General features: G+C 58.3%; 25 protein-coding genes. 24 read left to right on the forward strand and 1 reads right to left on the reverse strand.

From position 1 onward, the window contains the following. The first annotated feature begins 20 nt into the window (after nucleotides 1-20). From ACRWA7_RS23640 to ACRWA7_RS23660, 5 genes are read left to right on the forward strand one after another with little or no spacing between them, the layout of a single operon-like run. Nucleotides 21-428, forward strand: coding sequence for a hypothetical protein (locus ACRWA7_RS23640; protein ID WP_438396762.1), 408 nt, complete (start codon nucleotides 21-23; stop codon nucleotides 426-428). After that, nucleotides 419-730 (forward strand): hypothetical protein, encoded by a 312-nt coding sequence (locus ACRWA7_RS23645; protein WP_438396451.1) that lies wholly within the window; start codon nucleotides 419-421, stop codon nucleotides 728-730. Before ACRWA7_RS23640 ends, ACRWA7_RS23645 begins: the two co-directional genes overlap by 10 nt. Further along, nucleotides 727-1,050, forward strand: coding sequence for a hypothetical protein (locus ACRWA7_RS23650; protein WP_438396452.1), 324 nt, complete (start codon nucleotides 727-729; stop codon nucleotides 1,048-1,050). The genes ACRWA7_RS23645 and ACRWA7_RS23650 overlap by 4 nt, the downstream gene beginning before the upstream one ends. Beyond that, nucleotides 1,047-1,292 (forward strand): phage portal protein, encoded by a 246-nt coding sequence (locus ACRWA7_RS23655; protein ID WP_438396454.1) that lies wholly within the window; start codon nucleotides 1,047-1,049, stop codon nucleotides 1,290-1,292. Before ACRWA7_RS23650 ends, ACRWA7_RS23655 begins: the two co-directional genes overlap by 4 nt. Nucleotides 1,293-1,306: 14 nt before the next feature. Continuing rightward, a complete protein-coding gene (locus tag ACRWA7_RS23660; protein ID WP_438396456.1) occupies nucleotides 1,307-1,486 on the forward strand; it encodes a hypothetical protein in 180 nt (59 codons plus the stop codon). On the opposite strand, the gene ACRWA7_RS23665 is transcribed toward ACRWA7_RS23660, so the two are convergent. Continuing rightward, nucleotides 1,468-2,205 carry a hypothetical protein gene (locus tag ACRWA7_RS23665; RefSeq protein ID WP_438396458.1) on the reverse strand — a complete coding sequence of 246 codons (738 nt, stop codon included), beginning with the start codon at nucleotides 2,203-2,205 and terminating at the stop codon, nucleotides 1,468-1,470. The genes ACRWA7_RS23660 and ACRWA7_RS23665 overlap by 19 nt on opposite strands. Nucleotides 2,206-2,277: 72 nt before the next feature. Here ACRWA7_RS23665 and ACRWA7_RS23670 point away from each other — a divergent pair, with 72 nt between their 5' ends. The 19 genes from ACRWA7_RS23670 to ACRWA7_RS23760 all read left to right on the forward strand — a co-directional run bounded on the left by ACRWA7_RS23670 (nucleotide 2,278) and on the right by ACRWA7_RS23760 (nucleotide 15,883). Beyond that, on the forward strand, nucleotides 2,278-2,454 hold the full coding sequence (locus ACRWA7_RS23670) for a hypothetical protein (RefSeq protein WP_438396459.1): 177 nt from the start codon (nucleotides 2,278-2,280) through the stop codon (nucleotides 2,452-2,454). A 3-nt stretch (nucleotides 2,455-2,457) separates the two neighbouring features. Continuing rightward, on the forward strand, nucleotides 2,458-2,712 hold the full coding sequence (locus ACRWA7_RS23675; protein ID WP_438396461.1) for a hypothetical protein: 255 nt from the start codon (nucleotides 2,458-2,460) through the stop codon (nucleotides 2,710-2,712). Then, nucleotides 2,712-3,065: an HNH endonuclease gene (locus ACRWA7_RS23680; protein ID WP_438396462.1), complete on the forward strand. Its 354-nt coding sequence runs from the start codon at nucleotides 2,712-2,714 to the stop codon at nucleotides 3,063-3,065. Before ACRWA7_RS23675 ends, ACRWA7_RS23680 begins: the two co-directional genes overlap by 1 nt. A gap of 45 nt (nucleotides 3,066-3,110) precedes the next feature. Then, nucleotides 3,111-3,626 (forward strand): HNH endonuclease, encoded by a 516-nt coding sequence (locus ACRWA7_RS23685; RefSeq protein ID WP_438396464.1) that lies wholly within the window; start codon nucleotides 3,111-3,113, stop codon nucleotides 3,624-3,626. 171 nt (nucleotides 3,627-3,797) lie between these two features. Next, nucleotides 3,798-4,289 (forward strand): phage terminase small subunit P27 family, encoded by a 492-nt coding sequence (locus tag ACRWA7_RS23690; RefSeq protein WP_438396466.1) that lies wholly within the window; start codon nucleotides 3,798-3,800, stop codon nucleotides 4,287-4,289. Next, the gene (locus tag ACRWA7_RS23695) at nucleotides 4,279-5,997 is read left to right on the forward strand and encodes a terminase large subunit (RefSeq protein WP_438396468.1); all 1,719 of its coding nucleotides are present in this window, start codon (nucleotides 4,279-4,281) and stop codon (nucleotides 5,995-5,997) included. Before ACRWA7_RS23690 ends, ACRWA7_RS23695 begins: the two co-directional genes overlap by 11 nt. Then, the gene (locus tag ACRWA7_RS23700; protein WP_438396470.1) at nucleotides 5,994-7,298 is read left to right on the forward strand and encodes a phage portal protein; all 1,305 of its coding nucleotides are present in this window, start codon (nucleotides 5,994-5,996) and stop codon (nucleotides 7,296-7,298) included. Before ACRWA7_RS23695 ends, ACRWA7_RS23700 begins: the two co-directional genes overlap by 4 nt. Continuing rightward, the gene (locus ACRWA7_RS23705) at nucleotides 7,288-7,971 is read left to right on the forward strand and encodes an HK97 family phage prohead protease (protein ID WP_438396472.1); all 684 of its coding nucleotides are present in this window, start codon (nucleotides 7,288-7,290) and stop codon (nucleotides 7,969-7,971) included. The genes ACRWA7_RS23700 and ACRWA7_RS23705 overlap by 11 nt, the downstream gene beginning before the upstream one ends. Before the next feature lie 10 nt (nucleotides 7,972-7,981). Next, nucleotides 7,982-9,400, forward strand: coding sequence for a phage major capsid protein (locus ACRWA7_RS23710; protein ID WP_438396473.1), 1,419 nt, complete (start codon nucleotides 7,982-7,984; stop codon nucleotides 9,398-9,400). Between the two features lie 64 nt (nucleotides 9,401-9,464). Next, complete coding sequence (locus tag ACRWA7_RS23715) at nucleotides 9,465-9,710, forward strand: hypothetical protein (RefSeq protein WP_438396475.1); 246 nt, start codon at nucleotides 9,465-9,467, stop codon at nucleotides 9,708-9,710. Further along, nucleotides 9,710-10,072 carry a head-tail connector protein gene (locus tag ACRWA7_RS23720; RefSeq protein ID WP_438396476.1) on the forward strand — a complete coding sequence of 121 codons (363 nt, stop codon included), beginning with the start codon at nucleotides 9,710-9,712 and terminating at the stop codon, nucleotides 10,070-10,072. The genes ACRWA7_RS23715 and ACRWA7_RS23720 overlap by 1 nt, the downstream gene beginning before the upstream one ends. After that, nucleotides 10,072-10,425 (forward strand): phage head closure protein, encoded by a 354-nt coding sequence (locus ACRWA7_RS23725; RefSeq protein WP_438396478.1) that lies wholly within the window; start codon nucleotides 10,072-10,074, stop codon nucleotides 10,423-10,425. Before ACRWA7_RS23720 ends, ACRWA7_RS23725 begins: the two co-directional genes overlap by 1 nt. A 149-nt stretch (nucleotides 10,426-10,574) precedes the next feature. Then, entirely contained in the window at nucleotides 10,575-10,928 is a 354-nt protein-coding gene (locus tag ACRWA7_RS23730; protein WP_438396480.1) for a DUF3168 domain-containing protein, read from the forward strand. Nucleotides 10,929-10,935: 7 nt separating this feature from the next. Continuing rightward, entirely contained in the window at nucleotides 10,936-11,370 is a 435-nt protein-coding gene (locus tag ACRWA7_RS23735) for a phage tail tube protein (RefSeq protein WP_438396482.1), read from the forward strand. Between the two features lie 3 nt (nucleotides 11,371-11,373). Continuing rightward, nucleotides 11,374-11,748 (forward strand): hypothetical protein, encoded by a 375-nt coding sequence (locus ACRWA7_RS23740; protein ID WP_438396483.1) that lies wholly within the window; start codon nucleotides 11,374-11,376, stop codon nucleotides 11,746-11,748. Nucleotides 11,749-11,762: 14 nt separating this feature from the next. Then, nucleotides 11,763-12,056 (forward strand): phage tail assembly protein T, encoded by a 294-nt coding sequence (locus ACRWA7_RS23745; protein ID WP_438396485.1) that lies wholly within the window; start codon nucleotides 11,763-11,765, stop codon nucleotides 12,054-12,056. Between the two features lie 2 nt (nucleotides 12,057-12,058). Then, entirely contained in the window at nucleotides 12,059-12,460 is a 402-nt protein-coding gene (locus ACRWA7_RS23750; RefSeq protein ID WP_438396486.1) for an HK97-gp10 family putative phage morphogenesis protein, read from the forward strand. Between the two features lie 241 nt (nucleotides 12,461-12,701). Beyond that, nucleotides 12,702-15,545 carry a phage tail tape measure C-terminal domain-containing protein gene (locus ACRWA7_RS23755; protein ID WP_438396488.1) on the forward strand — a complete coding sequence of 948 codons (2,844 nt, stop codon included), beginning with the start codon at nucleotides 12,702-12,704 and terminating at the stop codon, nucleotides 15,543-15,545. Further along, entirely contained in the window at nucleotides 15,545-15,883 is a 339-nt protein-coding gene (locus tag ACRWA7_RS23760; protein WP_438396489.1) for a phage tail protein, read from the forward strand. The genes ACRWA7_RS23755 and ACRWA7_RS23760 overlap by 1 nt, the downstream gene beginning before the upstream one ends. Nucleotides 15,884-15,885 lie beyond the last annotated feature (2 nt).

Raw genomic sequence — 15,885 nt, forward strand, 5'->3', positions numbered from 1 at the left:
CCTGGGCGCGCAAATCTCCGATGAAGCGCTCTGCCTTTAAGACGGCCGACCGTGCGACCAGCCTTCGCCGCTCGACGATCAAGCAGCGCCACAAGAAGCCAACCGTCGCGGAAGGCTCGAAATACCTTGCAGCATGCCGCGGCGAAGAGTGCTATCTCCGCGTGCCGGGCGTGTGCTGCAGCCTTGGTTGGTCGCACCCGTCCGTCGTGCCGTGTCATTCGAATCAGGCGCGCCACGGTAAAGGCGCAGGCCGCAAAGCCAACAACGAATTCAGCCTGCCGGGCTGCACTCCGTGTCACCAGTGGCTTGATCAGAATCGGGTAGGCACGCCCAAGCAGGTCAAGTTCGATGTTTGGGACGCTGGCTTTGAACTGTGGCTGCCGGTGCGCGAACGAAAAATGGGATTGGCGGAGGTCGAATGCGTCTGACCGTGCGATTGAAAAAACCATCGCACTACACCCGCCGGAAGGGCTGGGTTCCTGGATGGGTCAACTTCGAGACAGTCGTACTCAAGCTGTACGGCCCGGTGCGTTCGGGGCTGGGATTCGGATCTTATATCCAGGCCGACATCAACTGCCCGCCGCAATACCTCGCCTTCGCTTGTCCTTCGTGCCGCAACCCGGACGGCACCTATCGAGTTGAGGTTGTCTTGAACCACAACGGGAAAACACTGGCGCCGTTCCTCGCGAGCGGATTGAAAGAGATGGATGTGACGGAGGTGGAATCGTGAACTGCAAACCGGGTGATCTCGCTTATCTGTCGTCTGATTGCGTGAATGAAGGAGTAATCGTCGAAGTGCTCAGCGCTGGACCGCTATTTGAGGGTGATCCTACATGGCACTGCAAATCGCGGACTCCGATATTTTGTGAGATACGCAGTTGGGATGGACGGGTTCTCAAAGGCACGAGGTCTATGACTGAAATATGCGTCGCCGACAAGCATTTGCGACCGATCAGCGGCGTACCAGTCGCCGACGAAAAAACTGTCGAAACCAACATTCCGGAAGCGTTGCGACTCGCATTGGGCATTCAACCACTGGTGTGGGCATGAGCGCGCACTGCTACATCCAACTGAGCGACGTTCCTCAACCGTTGATGGAGCACAGCCACCAGCATCTGGATGGCGCGACGAGCGACAAGCTGATCGCTTTCAATGATTGCCCACTGGTCGGCCGCATTGAGGAGAGCGACGGCGTCTATGAAATTGAGTACCCATTTCCGCGCTCAACGATCCGCGATGACTTCGTTTCGTGGTTGATGCGCTGGGGAATCAGCTTTCGGGTGGAGCAATGAGGCGCTTCGAATACATGGATCCGAGCGTCGTGCTCGAGCGCAAACAGGAAGGAACGTGCCTCGGTTGCACTGAGTTGATTCGTTCGCGCTGGGGCGGCGATACGAAATTCATCTGCAACAAGGCTGTTCAGAAGGCGTCGCTGACGTGGGAAGACATGAAACGCTGCAAGAAATATCAACCGGAGTCGCCATGACCGATCAAGACTTGCCAGAGCAGGAAAGAAACGAGGCCGACGAGAAAGTAAATCGGTGGGTCTGGTGGTGCATGACTCGCAGCATCTTTGCACCGCGCGTCAAATCCAACATGCTTGCTCGTCTGATACCGCCGCAACGACCGTCGCGCGGCGAGCCTGACGCATTTCTGGATGCGGAAATGCCGTACTTCAACATGGCTGTGCATGCGCTGTGCGATCAGGCTGAACATGCGAGCGAAGCTGAATGTTTTCTCGGTCTTTATTGGTACGGCGCGAATATCAAGGCATTGGCCGGCGAGCAGCAATGCGCCCGCGGAACCGTGTACACGCGCGCACGCCGTTTCGCGCAACGCGCCAGTTCGCTTGGTGTTTCGATGAAGCGCGTACACGACGCGCACGTTCCCGATAAAGTGTTCAAAATAATTGAACAAAATAGTTGTGCTTAGAACTGAACACTTTGGGCTAAAATCGCGCACTAATAGATAGGCTGCATCGTTGCCTCCAAAGCCCGCCCGGTTATCCGCGTGGGCTTTTTCATTTATCCGGTGAAACCAATGAACCTGAAAACCATCATCGCGAAGGTTGTCTCGTGGTTCAAAGGCGAGGCAAAAGCCGTCGAGCAAACCGTTATCGAAAAGGCGCAATCCGAGTTTGGCACGCTTAAGACTGTTGTCGTAGACGGCGCGACGTACATTCAGGGCATCGGTGTTGGTATCCAAGGCCCAATCGACACGTGGTTTATCGCCAAAGACGGCAGCGTTTCAATTACTGACCCTTCAATCGAGGCACCTATGAGCACACCCGCTACCGCAGCAGCGCCGGCCGCACAAGCCACGCCAGTAAACCAAGTCAACACTGCAGTGCAGATCGCGCTTGCGCTCAAGGCTATCGACGCAACGCTGTCTGTCGAGGCAGTGCAAGCCGCAACGAACGCCGCACTCGGCGCGCTGTACCCGACAGCAGCCTAAGCCATGATGGCGTCGATTCGCACCGCGCATTGCAACGTTGTGCTCGGTGCGCCCGTCGATTGGGACGAGGAGAAGGATGGCAAATGTGGTGCATTGCCTATCTATCGTGATGCAGCAACCCAGACGATGCATTCGTTCTGGCAACCGAACGAGCAGGAGATCGCCAACATCCTCGCGGGCGTGCCGATCCGGCTCACGATCATTGGCTCGGCACATCCTCCTGTCGCTATCAACGTGACGAACAGCGTCGACGGCTGATGCCAGTTCGACCGATGCGCCCGTGCAAGCATCGAGGGTGTAGCGCTCTTGTGCCTGGTGGCAAGACGTACTGCCCGACGCATGCAAGTGAAGAGATCAAGTGGAAGCCCGACGCAGTGCGCGGCAACCGTCACGAGCGTGGCTACGGCAACGCATGGACGAAGCGCCGCGATCGCATCTTGCGTCGTGACTGCGGACTGTGTCAGGTCTGCAAGCGGGCAGGTCGCGTGACGATCGCGACTGAAGTTGATCATCGTCTGCCCAAGTCGCAAGGCGGCACAGACGATGACGACAATCTTCAAAGCATCTGCAAACCCTGTCACAAGACGAAGACAGGCAGTGAGCGCCGCTAAAGCGCTTTCCAGTTCCGCTCGTTAGAGCCAATCTCGGGACATAGCATGACGACCACGATCGAACTATTCGGTCGCGGCGATCAGTCACATCTGATCGTTGCGCACGCTGTTGTTGATGATGCTGATCTGCCGTTGGTTTCCGGTTATCGATGGACGCTCTGCAAAGACGGCTATGCAATGCGTCGTGCAGGCGGGCGTTACGTCTATATGCAGCGCGTGGTGCTCGGACTGGAGAAGGGATCGCGTCTTGTGGCCGACCACATCAACCGCGACAAGATGGACAACAGACGCGCCAATCTGCGTGCGATCACGATCGCTGCAAACACGCAGAACCGCGGCGCAGCCAAGCGCAACGCCACTGGGCATCGTGGCGTCATGCAGGTTGCAAGCGGACGTTACCGAGCGACTGCCGCTGTCGATGGTCGCATTGCGCGCCTTGGGCTGTTCGACACAGCAGAGGCCGCAGCGGAAGCAGCGCGTCGCTGGCGCATTGCGAATCAGCCTTGGAATGTCGAGCCAACAAACGTTTCAGATGAGCGAAATCGCGAAACTGTTGCGTGAAACCAACTAAATTTCACGAAATGCACCAAGCGTGTGCTTTATGTTGTGTTTTAGCAACGATAGATGAAAATAATGGGTGGGGTGTAGTGAAAGTCTATACCTATTGCGGCTAGGACCGACCGTTCCGTCAAATTTTCACGCCCGCGAAATTAAAAATTTAAAGGTTGACCGATGGGAGGGATCGCACGGGTCACCGGCCGCGGTCGAAAGCCGAAGTCGGTCGCGCAGAAGCAGGCTGCTGGGAACCCCGGCAAGCGCGTTCTGAACACGGCAGAGCCGGATTTTGGGACCGTCACGAATATCGACGCGCCCGAGTGGCTGGATGGCGAGGCCGTTGACATGTGGGAACGGGTCGCGCCGCTTTTGTGCAAGCAAAAGATTCTGCAGTTCACCGATCTGCACAACCTTGAGGTCTTCTGCTCGGCTTACGGCAATTGGCGCCGCGCACAGATTGATCTTGCGAGAAACGGCCCGGTTGTCGCCGGCGCGCAAGGTGGCCCGGTGAAAAATCCCGCGGCCACGGTCGTGAAAGAGTCAGCCGGGCTGATGGCGACGTTCGGCGCGATGCTTGGGCTCGATCCGTCCAGCCGGCAGCGGCTTATCGGTCCAAAAAAGAAGGGAGAGGGAAACCCGTTCGCCGAGGTGATAGGCAATGGCGCGTGAGGCATATCCACTGGTTGCGAAGGCGAACCAGTTTGCTCGCGACGTGTTGCGCGGGAAGATTCCGGCTTGCCGGCTGGTGCAATTGGCATGTCAGCGGCAGCTCGACGACTTGGCTGCGAGCAAGACCGCGGCGTTCAAGTACAAATTCGATCCGGCGAAGGCTGAGAAGAAGCTGCGGCTCATTCAACTCCTGCCGCACACGAAAGGCGAATGGGCATTCAAACGCCAGCTCGTCACGCTTGAACCGTGGCAGGCGTTCGGCATCGCGTGCACGTTCGGCTGGGTCAAGAAGAAGACAGGATTCCGGCGCTTCCGCGAGTCGTATTGGGAAGTGCCGCGCAAGAACGGAAAGAGCGTCATCGCGGCCGGCGTCGGTATTGCGATGTTCACTGCTGACGACGAGTTCGGCGCCGAAGTGTATTGCGGGGCGACGACAGAGCGGCAGGCGTGGGAGGTTTTCCGGCCGGCGCGGCTGATGGTCAAGCGCTCGCCGATGCTGGTCGAACACCTTGGCATTGAGGTGAACGCGCAGAACCTGAGCCGGCCGGAAGACGGTAGCCGTTTCGAGCCGATTATCGGCAATCCAGGCGACGGCGCGTCGCCCTCGTGCGCGATCAAAGACGAGTACCACGAGGACGACAGCAACGTGCAGTACGAAACGATGCTGACCGGCATGGGTGCGCGCCGGCAGCCGCTGATGTTCGTCATCACGACCGCGGGCGCAAACATTGAAGGCCCGTGTTACGACAAGCGGCGCCAGGTGATCGAAATGCTTGAGGGCACTGTGCCCGACGACGAGCTTTTCGGCTGGATCTGGACCATCGACGAGGGCGACGACTGGACAGACCCCAAGACTCTCGCGAAAGCCAACCCGAACATCGGGATTTCGGTCTATCAGGAGTACCTGGAGAGCCAGCAACAGCGCGCTATCAAATCGGCGCGCTTCACAAACACGTTCAAGACGAAGCATCTGAACGTCTGGACGTCGGCGAAAGCGGGCTATTTCAACCTCGAAGACTGGCGGAATTGCGAGGATTCGACGCTTGCGCTAGAGCAATTCGAGGGGCAGGACGTCATTCTCTCTCTGGACTTGGCGCGAAAGCTCGATTTGAACAGCATGGCGCGGCTATTTTGGCGCGACATCGACGGCCGCCGGCACTATTTCAGCGTGGCGCCGCGATTCTGGGTGCCGGAAGACACGGTGAAGAACACCGAAAACCGCCGCATGGCCGAGCGTTACCAGAAGTGGGTCAACACCGGCCATCTGCTAGAGACGGCGGGCTCCGAAATCGACTATCGCGACATTCAGCACGAAGCGACCGAGGCGAATCGGATTTGCCCGGTGCAGTGCGTCCCGATGGACCCGCACGGCGCGACCAACTTGGCGCATCACTTGGAAGACGAGGGCTTGACGCCGGTCACGATCATCCAGAACTACACAAACATGTCCGACCCGATGAAAGAGCTGGAAGCAGCGATTACATCGGGGCGGATGCATCACGACGGTAACCCGATCATGACCTGGTGCGTAAGCAACGTCGTCGGCAAGCACTTGCCGGGCAATGACGACGTCGTGCGCCCGATCAAGCAGGGTAACGACAACAAAATTGACGGCGCGGTAGCGCTGATTATGGCAATTGGCCGGGCCATGCTCGAAGGGCAGGCCGGATCTATTAACGATTTCTGGACAAGCCCCATCATCGTATGAGTGAAAGCAAGCAAAAGTCGCCAGGCCGCTTCAAGGCGAGCGTCCTGAAGTGGCTTGGCGTGCCCATTTCACTCACGGACGGATCGTTCTGGCAGTCGTTTGCCGGTTCGGAATCGTCGAGCGGTGAATCGGTAAGCGTCGAGTCCGCGTTGCAGCTATCTGCGGCGTGGGCATGTGTGCGGTTGCTCGCTGAAACGATCGCCACGTTGCCGCTGAACCTGTACCAGACGTCCGCAGATGGCACGCGCACTGTCGCGAAGGATCATCCGCTGTACAGCGTGCTCCATACCCAGCCGAATGCTGAAAATACGGCCGTCGAGTTCTGGGAGGTGATGGTTGCGAGCATGCTGCTTCGTGGCAATGGCTACGCCCGCAAGTTGCGCACATCAACTGCGATTATCGGGCTCGAATTGCTGCTCCCACAGCGCATGCAGACGCCAAAACGTCTGAAAAACGGGCAACTGCAGTACCAATATAACGAACTCGACGGGACCACCAGCACGCTTTCGGAAGACGACGTGCTGCACATCCGCGGCTTTAGCCTTGACGGCTTGATGGGGCTCACGCCGATCCGCTATGCGCGCGAGGTTATCGGCAACTCGACTGCTGCGAATAAGGCCAGCGCGAGCGTTTTCAAGAACGGGTTGCGGCCATCCGGTGCGCTTTCGACCGATCAGATTCTGCAAAAGGACAAGCGGAAGGAGATTCGCGAAGACCTCGCCGAGCAATTTGGCGGCGCCATGCAGGCTGGCAAGACGATGGTGCTCGAGGCGGGCATGAAGTACAACGCCATCACCATGAATCCCGAAGACGTGCAGCTATTGCAGACACGTTCTTTCAATATCGAGGAAATCTGCCGTTGGTTTCGCGTGCCGCCGTTCATGGTTGGCCACAGCGAGAAATCGACGAGCTGGGGCACGGGCATTGAGCAACAAACCATCGGATTTTTGACGTTTTCGCTTCGCCCGTGGCTCACGCGTATCGAGCAGGCCGTAAAGCGGTCCTGCCTTACGCCGGCAGAACGCTTGACCTACTACGCCGAGTTCTCCGTTGAGGGACTTTTGCGCGCAGACAGCGCCGGCCGCTCGGCCTTCTATTCGCAGATGACCCAGAACGGGCTGATGACGCGCGATGAGTGTCGCGTGAAGGAAAACCTGCCGCCTATGGGTGGCAATGCAGCGGTCCTGACCGTGCAATCGGCCCTGCTGCCGATAGACAAACTCGGCGAACAAAGTGCCGCCAGCAATGCGCAGGATGCGCTCAAGGCTTGGCTTCAAACGGAGAACAAGGATGAATCGTAAAAGCGCCAGGGGCGGAGCATATAAGGTCCGCGCGTTTGACCTCGACGTGAAATCAGTCGACGAAGCCGGGACTTTTTCGGGCTACGGCTCAGTGTTTGGCGTCGTGGATAGCTATGGCGAGATCGTCGCGCCGGGCGCGTTCGCGAATAGTTTGACCGCGCTGAAGAAGAGCGGCCGCGCTCTGCCGGTTTTGTGGCAGCACGACACCGCTACGCCGATCGGATCGTGGTTGGCGCTGGCCGAAGACGACAAAGGCTTGCTTGGAGATGGCGATCTGTGGCTCGACGATGCGCCAAACGCGAAGATCGCATACCGCGGCATGCAGGCCAAGGCAATTACCGGCCTTTCCATCGGCTATTACACGATCTCGTCCGATTACAACGAAAAGACGGGGATTCGCACGCTCAACGAGCTCGACCTCGTCGAAATCAGCATCGTCACCAACCCAGCCAACTCGGAAGCGCGCGTTGACGCAGTGAAGTCCGTGATTGCGCATGGTGGCGTGCCGTCCCTTTCGGAATTCGAGCGGTTCCTGCGCGAGGCAGGCTTCTCGAAATCTCAAGCCGCGGTAATCGCGAGTCGCGGCTTGAAACACCTGCTCCAGAGTGAGTCTGGCAGCGACGCGAGCGATGCAAATCGGCTGCTGGACAGCCTCAAATCAATCACTTTTTAAGGAAGCAAAAATGAAACGCAATTTGATGGGCGTCTTTGTATCGGTGATGGGCGCGATCTTCGCGCTCGCGTTCACCATCGATGCGCATGCCGCGTCGGTCGTCGCCTCGCACGTGCTGCAGCATGGCGACATTCTCGGCGCGCTCGGTGATCATGCATGGGCGATCGCAGGCGTGGGCTCGATTGCAGCCGCTCGTGAATTCGGCCGCAAGAACGACGGCGGCGGCAACCCTGAGCAGGTGATGGAGAAGGTCACCGCCGAATTGAAGCGCATTGGCGACGAAGTAAAGTCCGCCAGCGAGAAGGCATTGAAGGAAGCGAAGGACGCCTCGGGCGCGCTGAGCGCAGAGACCAAGAAATCGGTCGATGAAATGCTGCTGAAGCAGGGTGAGTTGCAGGCTCGGCTGCAGGAAGCTGAGCAAAAGCTTGCGCGTCGCGGCGATCCGGAAGAGCGCCAGGAGCTGAAGAGCCTGGGTCAACTGGTCATCGAATCCGAAGAAATGAAGGAGATGGACAGCAGCGCTCGTAAGTCCGTGCGCGTCCGGATCGATCGCAAGAACATCATGAATGTGACCGCGACCGTGGGCGCCGGGGCCAGCACGACCAACTCGCTGACTGTGGCTGATCGTCAAGCGGGTATCGTCGCACCCGTGCAGCGTACGATGACCATTCGCGATCTTCTGATGCCGGGTCAAACGAGCGCGAATTCGATCGAATACACGGTCGAGACCGGTTTCACGAATGCTGCGGCGACGGTCGCTGAAGGCGCGCAGAAGCCGCAATCGGATCTCACATTCAATCTGAAAAACCAGCCCGTTCGCACGATCGCCCACATCTTCAAGGCCTCGCGCCAGATTCTCGACGACGCGCCGATGCTCCAAAGCTACATCGACGGCCGTGCGCGGTACGGCTTGATGTACGCCGAAGAAGCGCAGTTGCTCAACGGCGACGGCACCGGCTCGAACATCCTGGGCATCTTGCCGCAAGCGTCGGCTTTCGCTCCGGCACTGACCATCGCTGGCGCCACGCCGATCGATCGCATCCGCCTCGCGCTGCTTCAGGCGCTGCTCGCGGAATTTCCCTCGACCGGCATCGTGCTGAACCCGATCGACTGGGCAGCGATCGAGCTGACGAAGGACAGCCAAGGTCGCTACCTCATCGGCAACCCGGTCAACGGCACCACGCCGCGGCTGTGGAATCTGCCGGTTGTGGAAACGCAAGCAATGGCGGCGAACCATTTCCTGACGGGTGCGTTCGCGATGGCCGCGCAGATCTTCGACCGTATGGAAGTGGAAGTGCTGCTTTCGACGGAAAACCAGGACGACTTCATCAAGAACATGGTGACGCTGCGCGCCGAAGAGCGCTTGGCGCTGGCCGTGTATCGCCCTGAAGCGTTCGTGACCGGCGAAGTGACGCCGGACGCGGGTTAATCGAGTAGGCATCGCGTAGAACGGGAGCCGCCTTCGGGCGGCTCTTTGCATTGAGGAGGCTTATATGACCAGCAACACCGATCCCAACAAGGTCTTGGTGCAACCCGTATGCACCTATGCGGGTGAGGACGGATTCAAGCATCCGAACAGTGAACCGTATGTGGTGTCTCGTGGTCGCGCCGCAGAATTGAAGGCGAATGGCCTCGTGCGGGACGCCGATGACGCGCTCGACACGAGCGGACAGAAACGCGCCCCAGACGCCGCAAACAAGAAGGCCCCGGATCCGCAGAACAAGGCGCGCGCGAAGTAATGGCCGATTCGACTCCGATCATTTCGACCGCACAGGCACTGGCGCATCTGCGCGAGGACGCCGGCGTCGCCGACGATCTCATTGCTCTGTACGTCAACGCAGCGGTGCAATCGGCATCGGATTATCTCGACCGGAAAATTTATGCCAACACCGACGATATGGCTGCAGCGGTGCTCGCGGGCACTGCAGGCGATGATCCAATCGTGATCAATGACGCCGTGCGCGCTGCAGTTTTGCTGATTCTCGGCAAGCTGTACGCGTTCCGCGAAGACGTCGTTGTCGGCACTTCATCGAGCGTCATGGAATTACCGTCAGGGTCGAAGCAATTGCTTTTTCCATATCGAACCGGATTGGGCATCTGATGCGCGCGGGCGATCTGAATCGGCGCGTGCGCATCGAGCGCAATGGCGGCGGGTTCGATGATCTCGGGCAACCGATCGAAGGCTGGACCACGGTCGTAGAGACCTGGTGCAACGTCAAGATGCTCACGGGCAAGGAAACGCTCACGGCCGATGCGGATGTCGCCAATGCGAGCGCAAGCATTCGCATCCGGTACCGCGCGGACATCGATAACGGCATGCGCGCTGTGGTGCTCAAGTACGTCGACGGGCAACCGGTCGATGACGTCGTTTTCAACATTCTTGCGCCGCTTCCGAATGTCGCCTCGCGCGAATACACGGATCTGGCGTGTAGCACTGGGAGTAACGATGGATAACCCTTCAATTCAAGACTTGGTGGCGCGCATTGCTGCACTGCAAGCCCAGGTGAATGCGCTGGCGGCACGGGTCCAGTCGGAACGATCGGCGCGTATCTCTGCTGAAAGCCGATTGGACGGTCGCATCCGAGCGCATATCCGGTAGCGCTATGCCGACCGCTGAAGCAATCGTATATGGCGCGCTGAAAACGCTCGCCGGCGGACGCGTGTATCCCGATGTCGCACCCGCTTCGCCGACGAAGCCTTATCTGGTGTACCAGAGCGTAGGAGGAGTGGACGAAACAACGTTCGACGGCCTGAATGAGCAGCAAAACAGTCGCATGCAGGTCGCCGTCTGGTCGCTATCGCGCGCCGAGGCCGCAGCCCTCATGCAACAAATTCTTCAGGCGCTGACTGCCGCGCCTGTTCGTGGAACGCCGATCGGCGCGCCGGTGAGCGTGTACGAAGACGAAACACAGCTTTACGGCAGTCGTTTGGACATCTCTTTGTGGTTCACCGTCTGAGGAAATCATGACCAGCACAGCAATCTCTTCGCAAGGCAGCACCTTCGCGATCAACACCGCCATCGATGGTGCCGCACAACCGACATGGACCAATGTCGGCAACGTTAAAAGCTATTCGGGCTTCGACGGCACGGCAACGGAAATCGACGTGACCGACCTGAACTCGACCGCCAAGGAAAAGCGGCTCGGGCTGCAGGATTGGGGTTCGTTTTCCCTGGATGCAAACATCAACTATGCGGACGCGGGGCAGGCCGCGATGCTTGCGTCGCGCAAGGCGGGAACGGCCAAGCAATACAAGCTGACGCTCCCGGACGGCTCGGCGAAGACGTTCTCGGCGTTCGTCAAATCTTTCCCGCTCGCGGGTGGCACGGACACGGTACTCACCGGCACGATCGCGCTGACGATCACCGGCGATGTGACCGACGTAGCGGAGGGCGCGTAATCCATGTTGCTCAGCAAAGACCAAATCTTCGCCGCTCAGGACATCCAGACAGTTGATGTCGATGTTCCTGAATGGGGCGGCACCGTGCGCGTTTCCATGCTTTCAGGAGCCGCGCGCGATGCGCTTCAGGCTGACTTCGCGGAAAACAAGGAAACATCGCGCGTCGAAGCCGCATTGATTGCTGCGACGGCCGTCGATGAAGCTGGTTCGCCCATCTTCGCGAAGGAAGACATTCCCGCCATTCGCGCAAAAAGCACGGCGGCATTGCAGCGTGTTTTCGACGCCGCCATCAAACTTAACAAGATGGGCGCAGCGCAAACGGAGCAGGCGGTAAAAAACTCAGACGCCGCCCAGAGCGGCGATTCTGGCATCGCCTAGCACTTCAATTGGGCATGTCTGTTCGGCGTGCCCAGCAGGAGATTGACAGTGCCGAATTCACGGATTGGCTCGCATTTTACGATCTCGAGCCGTGGGGATCCGGCATCGAAGATCTTCGTGCCGGAACCGGCATTGCGCTGTTAGCAAACGTCAATCGAGATGTGAAAAAACATCCCGAACCGTTTATGCCGCTCGACTTCTTCGGGTGGGTCGGTAGTCCTGACAAGGCGGACAAGGAGCCGATCCTCTTAGCAGATCCCAAGGCCCAGAGCGCATTGATTGTTGCAGTACTTTTCGGGAGGTGTTGAGCATGGCAAAAAAGTCCATGGTTATGCAAAACCCGGAAGCACTGACTGCGGGGCTTAGAGATCTTGCTCTAGCGGTTTCCGAATCGACTTTGCGCCAGGCCGCAGTCGCGGGCGCACGCGTGTTCCTTGAAGAGGAGCGCATTCGCATTCCTGTTCGTACGGGGAAAGGCCGCGATAGCTTGGTGGTGGCTTACGACGCAGATGTTTCACTCGAAGGCGTCATCGCCTCATACATCGTGACTTGGACGAAGGATGCGTATTACCTCCGATTTGTAGAGTTCGGGACATCCAAGATGGCGGCAAAGCCATTTAAGCGTCCAGCGTTTGAAGCAAAAAAATCCGCTTCTGCCGCGGCAGTTGACGAAGTACTGAACACAGCAATTAACGGAGCGTCTGGTGGCTAACGAAAATATCACGCGGGTCACAGCGGATGCCAGCGGGTACACGGCCGAGCTGGATCGTGCAGCACGTTCTGCTGCAGCGTTTGCTGAGAGCAATGAGGCGGCGTCGGAGCGCGTCGCAGCGGCTCAAGCGGCCGTCGCGGAAGCAACGGCGAATGGCAGCGACGCTAGCGCGCGCTCGATCAATTCGTTCATCGCATCGTTGGCCCGGCAATCCGATGCGGCCGGAAAGTCGTCGACTGAATTGTTGCGGCAGCGCGCGGCGATCCTAGGGGTGACAGAAGCTGCCGAGCCGTTTATCGCGCATATGGAGTCAGTGGCAGACGCCACGAAAGCAGCTTCCGACGCAGCAAAAGCAAAAGCAGCCGCAGACAAAGCGGCATCCGCGGAGGCTGCCCGTTCAATCGCCGACACGCAGAAATTCGTCGATGCGATAAACGCGGAGGCGGCTGCTATCGGCAAGACTCGCGCGGAACTGCTTCAGCTTGAGGCGGCGCAACGCGGCGTTACTGCCGACGTAAGCGCGGCAATATCAAAGATTCAAGCCCATGCCGACGAGACTGAAAAGGCGTCTCATAACACGCATGACTTCAGCCTGGAGTCGGCCGGCGCGCGGAAAGAATTAATTGTCCTCGGACACGAACTTTCTCAGGGCAATATCAAAAACTTCGCGGGCTCGATCTTGGTCTTAGCCGAGCGGTCGAATGCAATGGGCCTGATATTCAACAAGACAGTCGGCATCATTGCGGGATTTGGCGCAATTCTGGCGATCACAACTGAGGTGACGATAAAGACTGCAGAGGCGCTTACGCAATACGGCAATTCCGTGAATTCCATTGCGCGCACGACGGGGCTGTCTACGGACAGCATTCAAGAATTTGGGTTTGCCGCGTCAACAGTTGGCGTGAACACAAAAGACGCGGCGGCGGCACTCGACGGTCTTACGAAGTCCCAAAACGAAGCGATCCACGGTAATAAAGATGCTGCCGCTGCATATAAGGCTGTGGGGATTTCGCTCGCGGACTTGAAAACACTGTCTCCTGAAGACGTACTGGAACGGGTCGAGGATGCATTCTCGAAGACAGCCGACGGCGCCGGGAAAGCCGCAGTCGCACAAGAATTGTTTGGCTCAGGCGCTGAAGCGCTGATTCCGCTACTCGACCAAGGTTCCGCAGGTGCGCGCGAGTTATCCGAGGCGTTCGAAGCGAGCGGCGGCGCTCTCAGCGGCGACACGATACGTGCGCTTGCCGAGTATGAAGAACATTTGAAAACTAGTCAGGCTGCGATGTCAAATGTGAATCGTACGGCAAGCCTCGCCCTGTTGCCGACGATCATCAACCTGACGGAAGCGTTCACTACAAATGCCGGGACAAGCCCGCTCTTGACTGCGTTTTATGAGGGGCTCGCATTCGTTATTAAAAGCGTTGTGGCGGTGGTTGCGACCGCAGTCTCCGCGATGCTTGATTTCAGCGATCTTGTCGATACAGTTGTTGCTGTAGTCGCGCACGGCTTGCGCGGTGAATGGTCAGAAGCGGTCAAGGCTGGCGAGGACGGCTACAAAAAGCTGATGACGAACGGCAGTAATTATGCCGCGTTCATGAAGAAAATCTTGTCGGACACGGTGCCGCCAGTGAGCCAAGCGGCTGCGCCAACCTTGCCGCCGATCAAGTTCGCCAAGGGGCAAAACGGTGCGCCGAAGACAAATCAGGATGCGCTGAATTCGCAAATCAAGGATCTTAAAGAGCAACTCGATGCGCGCGAGAAGCTGATGCGCGATAGCGTCGACCACATAAAATCTCTGCAGCAGCAGGGCGTGATCGATGCGATGACAGCGATTCAGCAAGAGCACGATGCGCGCGCGGCAGGCTATTCCGACGAATTGCAGATCGCTGACAAAGAGATCGCTCTTGCGTCTCATGCTAAATCGAAAGCCGCGCTCGTCGAATGGCAAAACAAGAAGAAAGCGATTCAGGCCGCAATTGCGAAGAATGATCAGGACGAAGCTGATGCTACGGCCCTATTGCAGGCGAAAGAAACCGCGGCGACGAAAGCATATACCGATGCGCTCAACACGGCGCTTCAGGTGCGATCCGATGCTATCGCGTCGCAGCTTCAAGGCAAGACGCTTGGCGCGACTGATGCTGATGATTTGGCGCGCGCATCGGCGGCTGCGAAAGAATATAGCGACAAGTACCTGGCGCTGACGAAGTCTTTGACAGAGAACAAGATCAGCCCAGCGCAATACAGCGACGAAATTACGGCGCTTCAGGACTACGAGAAAAAGCGCCTGGAGTTGGAGTCTCAAGCGACCGCGCAAATCAAAGCGTTGAATGCTGACGGTTTTGCTGGCGCACAGAAGGCTGCGGCCGACTATGCCGAAGATGCATCGAACCGATTCAAGCAGGTCGGTTCGGCGGTGTCAGACATCGCGCGCGGGATGGAAGACGCGTTCGTCACGTTCGTGACAACCGGAAAACTCAGTTTCAGCAGCCTCGCAACCAGCGTCATCGCGGATATTGCACGGATGCAAGCCAAGGCGGCTATCTCTGGGCTGTTCAATTTTGCGATCGGAGCGGTGAGTTCGTACTTCACCGGTTCCACGAGCAGTACTTCGGCGGGTCTTGGGCTGTCGGCCGGCGCAACAAGCGCGATTCCGGCCGCCACATCCTCACTCGTCGGCTCGAATTCGTACGGTTTTTATGCGGACGGCGGGCATGTGGCCGGGCCGGGAAGCGGTACATCAGATGATGTCGCGGCCTGGCTCTCGAATGGCGAATTCGTTGTGAACGCCGCGCAAACGGCAAAGCATCGAAGCCTGCTCGAGGCAATCAACAACGGCACTCGCATCAACGGCCTCGCGAAGTTCGCCACTGGAGGCTACGTCGGACCGTCAGTGCCCGTGGCGGCCGGTGGCGGCGGAATCACAATTGCACCAAACGTGACCGTCGAGGGCGGCTCGAACGCTGCCGCAAACCAGAGCAACGGCGCCGATCTGAATAAGAAGATTGAGGCGGTCGTGCGCGCAGTGGTGGTCAATGAGCGGAAGCAGGGCGGTGCGCTCTGGAAGATGGCCCAAGGTATTAAATAATGGCCGACACGTTCATCTGGGTTCCGACTGTCGCAGGGCTGTCGGGCGATGCGACGCTGCTCGTCCGGAAAGCGCAATTCGGAGATGGATACCGCCAAAGCGTCGCAGATGGCATCAACAATCGGTCGAGTTCGTACAACCTCACCTTCGTTCGCGACGCCGCAACTATCTCGGCAATCATGGAGTTCCTCGATGCGCACGCTGGCGCAACTGCTTTTCTCTGGACGCCGCTGCTGCGCCCGCAAGCCTTATTCACCTGCGAGAAGTACTCCGAGCCCACGAAAGACGGCTTGGTCTACACCTTGTCAGCGACGTTTGATCAAACCTTCGCACCCTAAAA

Source organism: Caballeronia sp. DA-9, from assembly GCF_051615025.1.
Taxonomy (GTDB): Bacteria; Pseudomonadota; Gammaproteobacteria; order Burkholderiales; family Burkholderiaceae; genus Caballeronia; species Caballeronia sordidicola.

Bases quoted from the DNA above. Each gene is read 5' to 3' on its own strand.
- ACRWA7_RS23640 (WP_438396762.1), top strand. From the start codon at position 21: ATGAAGCGCTCTGCCTTTAAGACGGCCGACCGTGCGACCAGCCTTCGC.
- ACRWA7_RS23645 (WP_438396451.1), top strand. From the start codon at position 419: ATGCGTCTGACCGTGCGATTGAAAAAACCATCGCACTACACCCGCCGG.
- ACRWA7_RS23655 (WP_438396454.1), top strand. From the start codon at position 1,047: ATGAGCGCGCACTGCTACATCCAACTGAGCGACGTTCCTCAACCGTTG.
- ACRWA7_RS23660 (WP_438396456.1), top strand. From the start codon at position 1,307: ATGGATCCGAGCGTCGTGCTCGAGCGCAAACAGGAAGGAACGTGCCTC.
- ACRWA7_RS23670 (WP_438396459.1), top strand. From the start codon at position 2,278: ATGAGCACACCCGCTACCGCAGCAGCGCCGGCCGCACAAGCCACGCCA.
- ACRWA7_RS23675 (WP_438396461.1), top strand. From the start codon at position 2,458: ATGATGGCGTCGATTCGCACCGCGCATTGCAACGTTGTGCTCGGTGCG.
- ACRWA7_RS23680 (WP_438396462.1), top strand. From the start codon at position 2,712: ATGCCAGTTCGACCGATGCGCCCGTGCAAGCATCGAGGGTGTAGCGCT.
- ACRWA7_RS23685 (WP_438396464.1), top strand. From the start codon at position 3,111: ATGACGACCACGATCGAACTATTCGGTCGCGGCGATCAGTCACATCTG.
- ACRWA7_RS23690 (WP_438396466.1), top strand. From the start codon at position 3,798: ATGGGAGGGATCGCACGGGTCACCGGCCGCGGTCGAAAGCCGAAGTCG.
- ACRWA7_RS23695 (WP_438396468.1), top strand. From the start codon at position 4,279: ATGGCGCGTGAGGCATATCCACTGGTTGCGAAGGCGAACCAGTTTGCT.
- ACRWA7_RS23700 (WP_438396470.1), top strand. From the start codon at position 5,994: ATGAGTGAAAGCAAGCAAAAGTCGCCAGGCCGCTTCAAGGCGAGCGTC.
- ACRWA7_RS23705 (WP_438396472.1), top strand. From the start codon at position 7,288: ATGAATCGTAAAAGCGCCAGGGGCGGAGCATATAAGGTCCGCGCGTTT.
- ACRWA7_RS23710 (WP_438396473.1), top strand. From the start codon at position 7,982: ATGAAACGCAATTTGATGGGCGTCTTTGTATCGGTGATGGGCGCGATC.
- ACRWA7_RS23715 (WP_438396475.1), top strand. From the start codon at position 9,465: ATGACCAGCAACACCGATCCCAACAAGGTCTTGGTGCAACCCGTATGC.
- ACRWA7_RS23720 (WP_438396476.1), top strand. From the start codon at position 9,710: ATGGCCGATTCGACTCCGATCATTTCGACCGCACAGGCACTGGCGCAT.
- ACRWA7_RS23725 (WP_438396478.1), top strand. From the start codon at position 10,072: ATGCGCGCGGGCGATCTGAATCGGCGCGTGCGCATCGAGCGCAATGGC.
- ACRWA7_RS23730 (WP_438396480.1), top strand. From the start codon at position 10,575: ATGCCGACCGCTGAAGCAATCGTATATGGCGCGCTGAAAACGCTCGCC.
- ACRWA7_RS23735 (WP_438396482.1), top strand. From the start codon at position 10,936: ATGACCAGCACAGCAATCTCTTCGCAAGGCAGCACCTTCGCGATCAAC.
- ACRWA7_RS23740 (WP_438396483.1), top strand. From the start codon at position 11,374: ATGTTGCTCAGCAAAGACCAAATCTTCGCCGCTCAGGACATCCAGACA.
- ACRWA7_RS23745 (WP_438396485.1), top strand. From the start codon at position 11,763: ATGTCTGTTCGGCGTGCCCAGCAGGAGATTGACAGTGCCGAATTCACG.
- ACRWA7_RS23750 (WP_438396486.1), top strand. From the start codon at position 12,059: ATGGCAAAAAAGTCCATGGTTATGCAAAACCCGGAAGCACTGACTGCG.
- ACRWA7_RS23760 (WP_438396489.1), top strand. From the start codon at position 15,545: ATGGCCGACACGTTCATCTGGGTTCCGACTGTCGCAGGGCTGTCGGGC.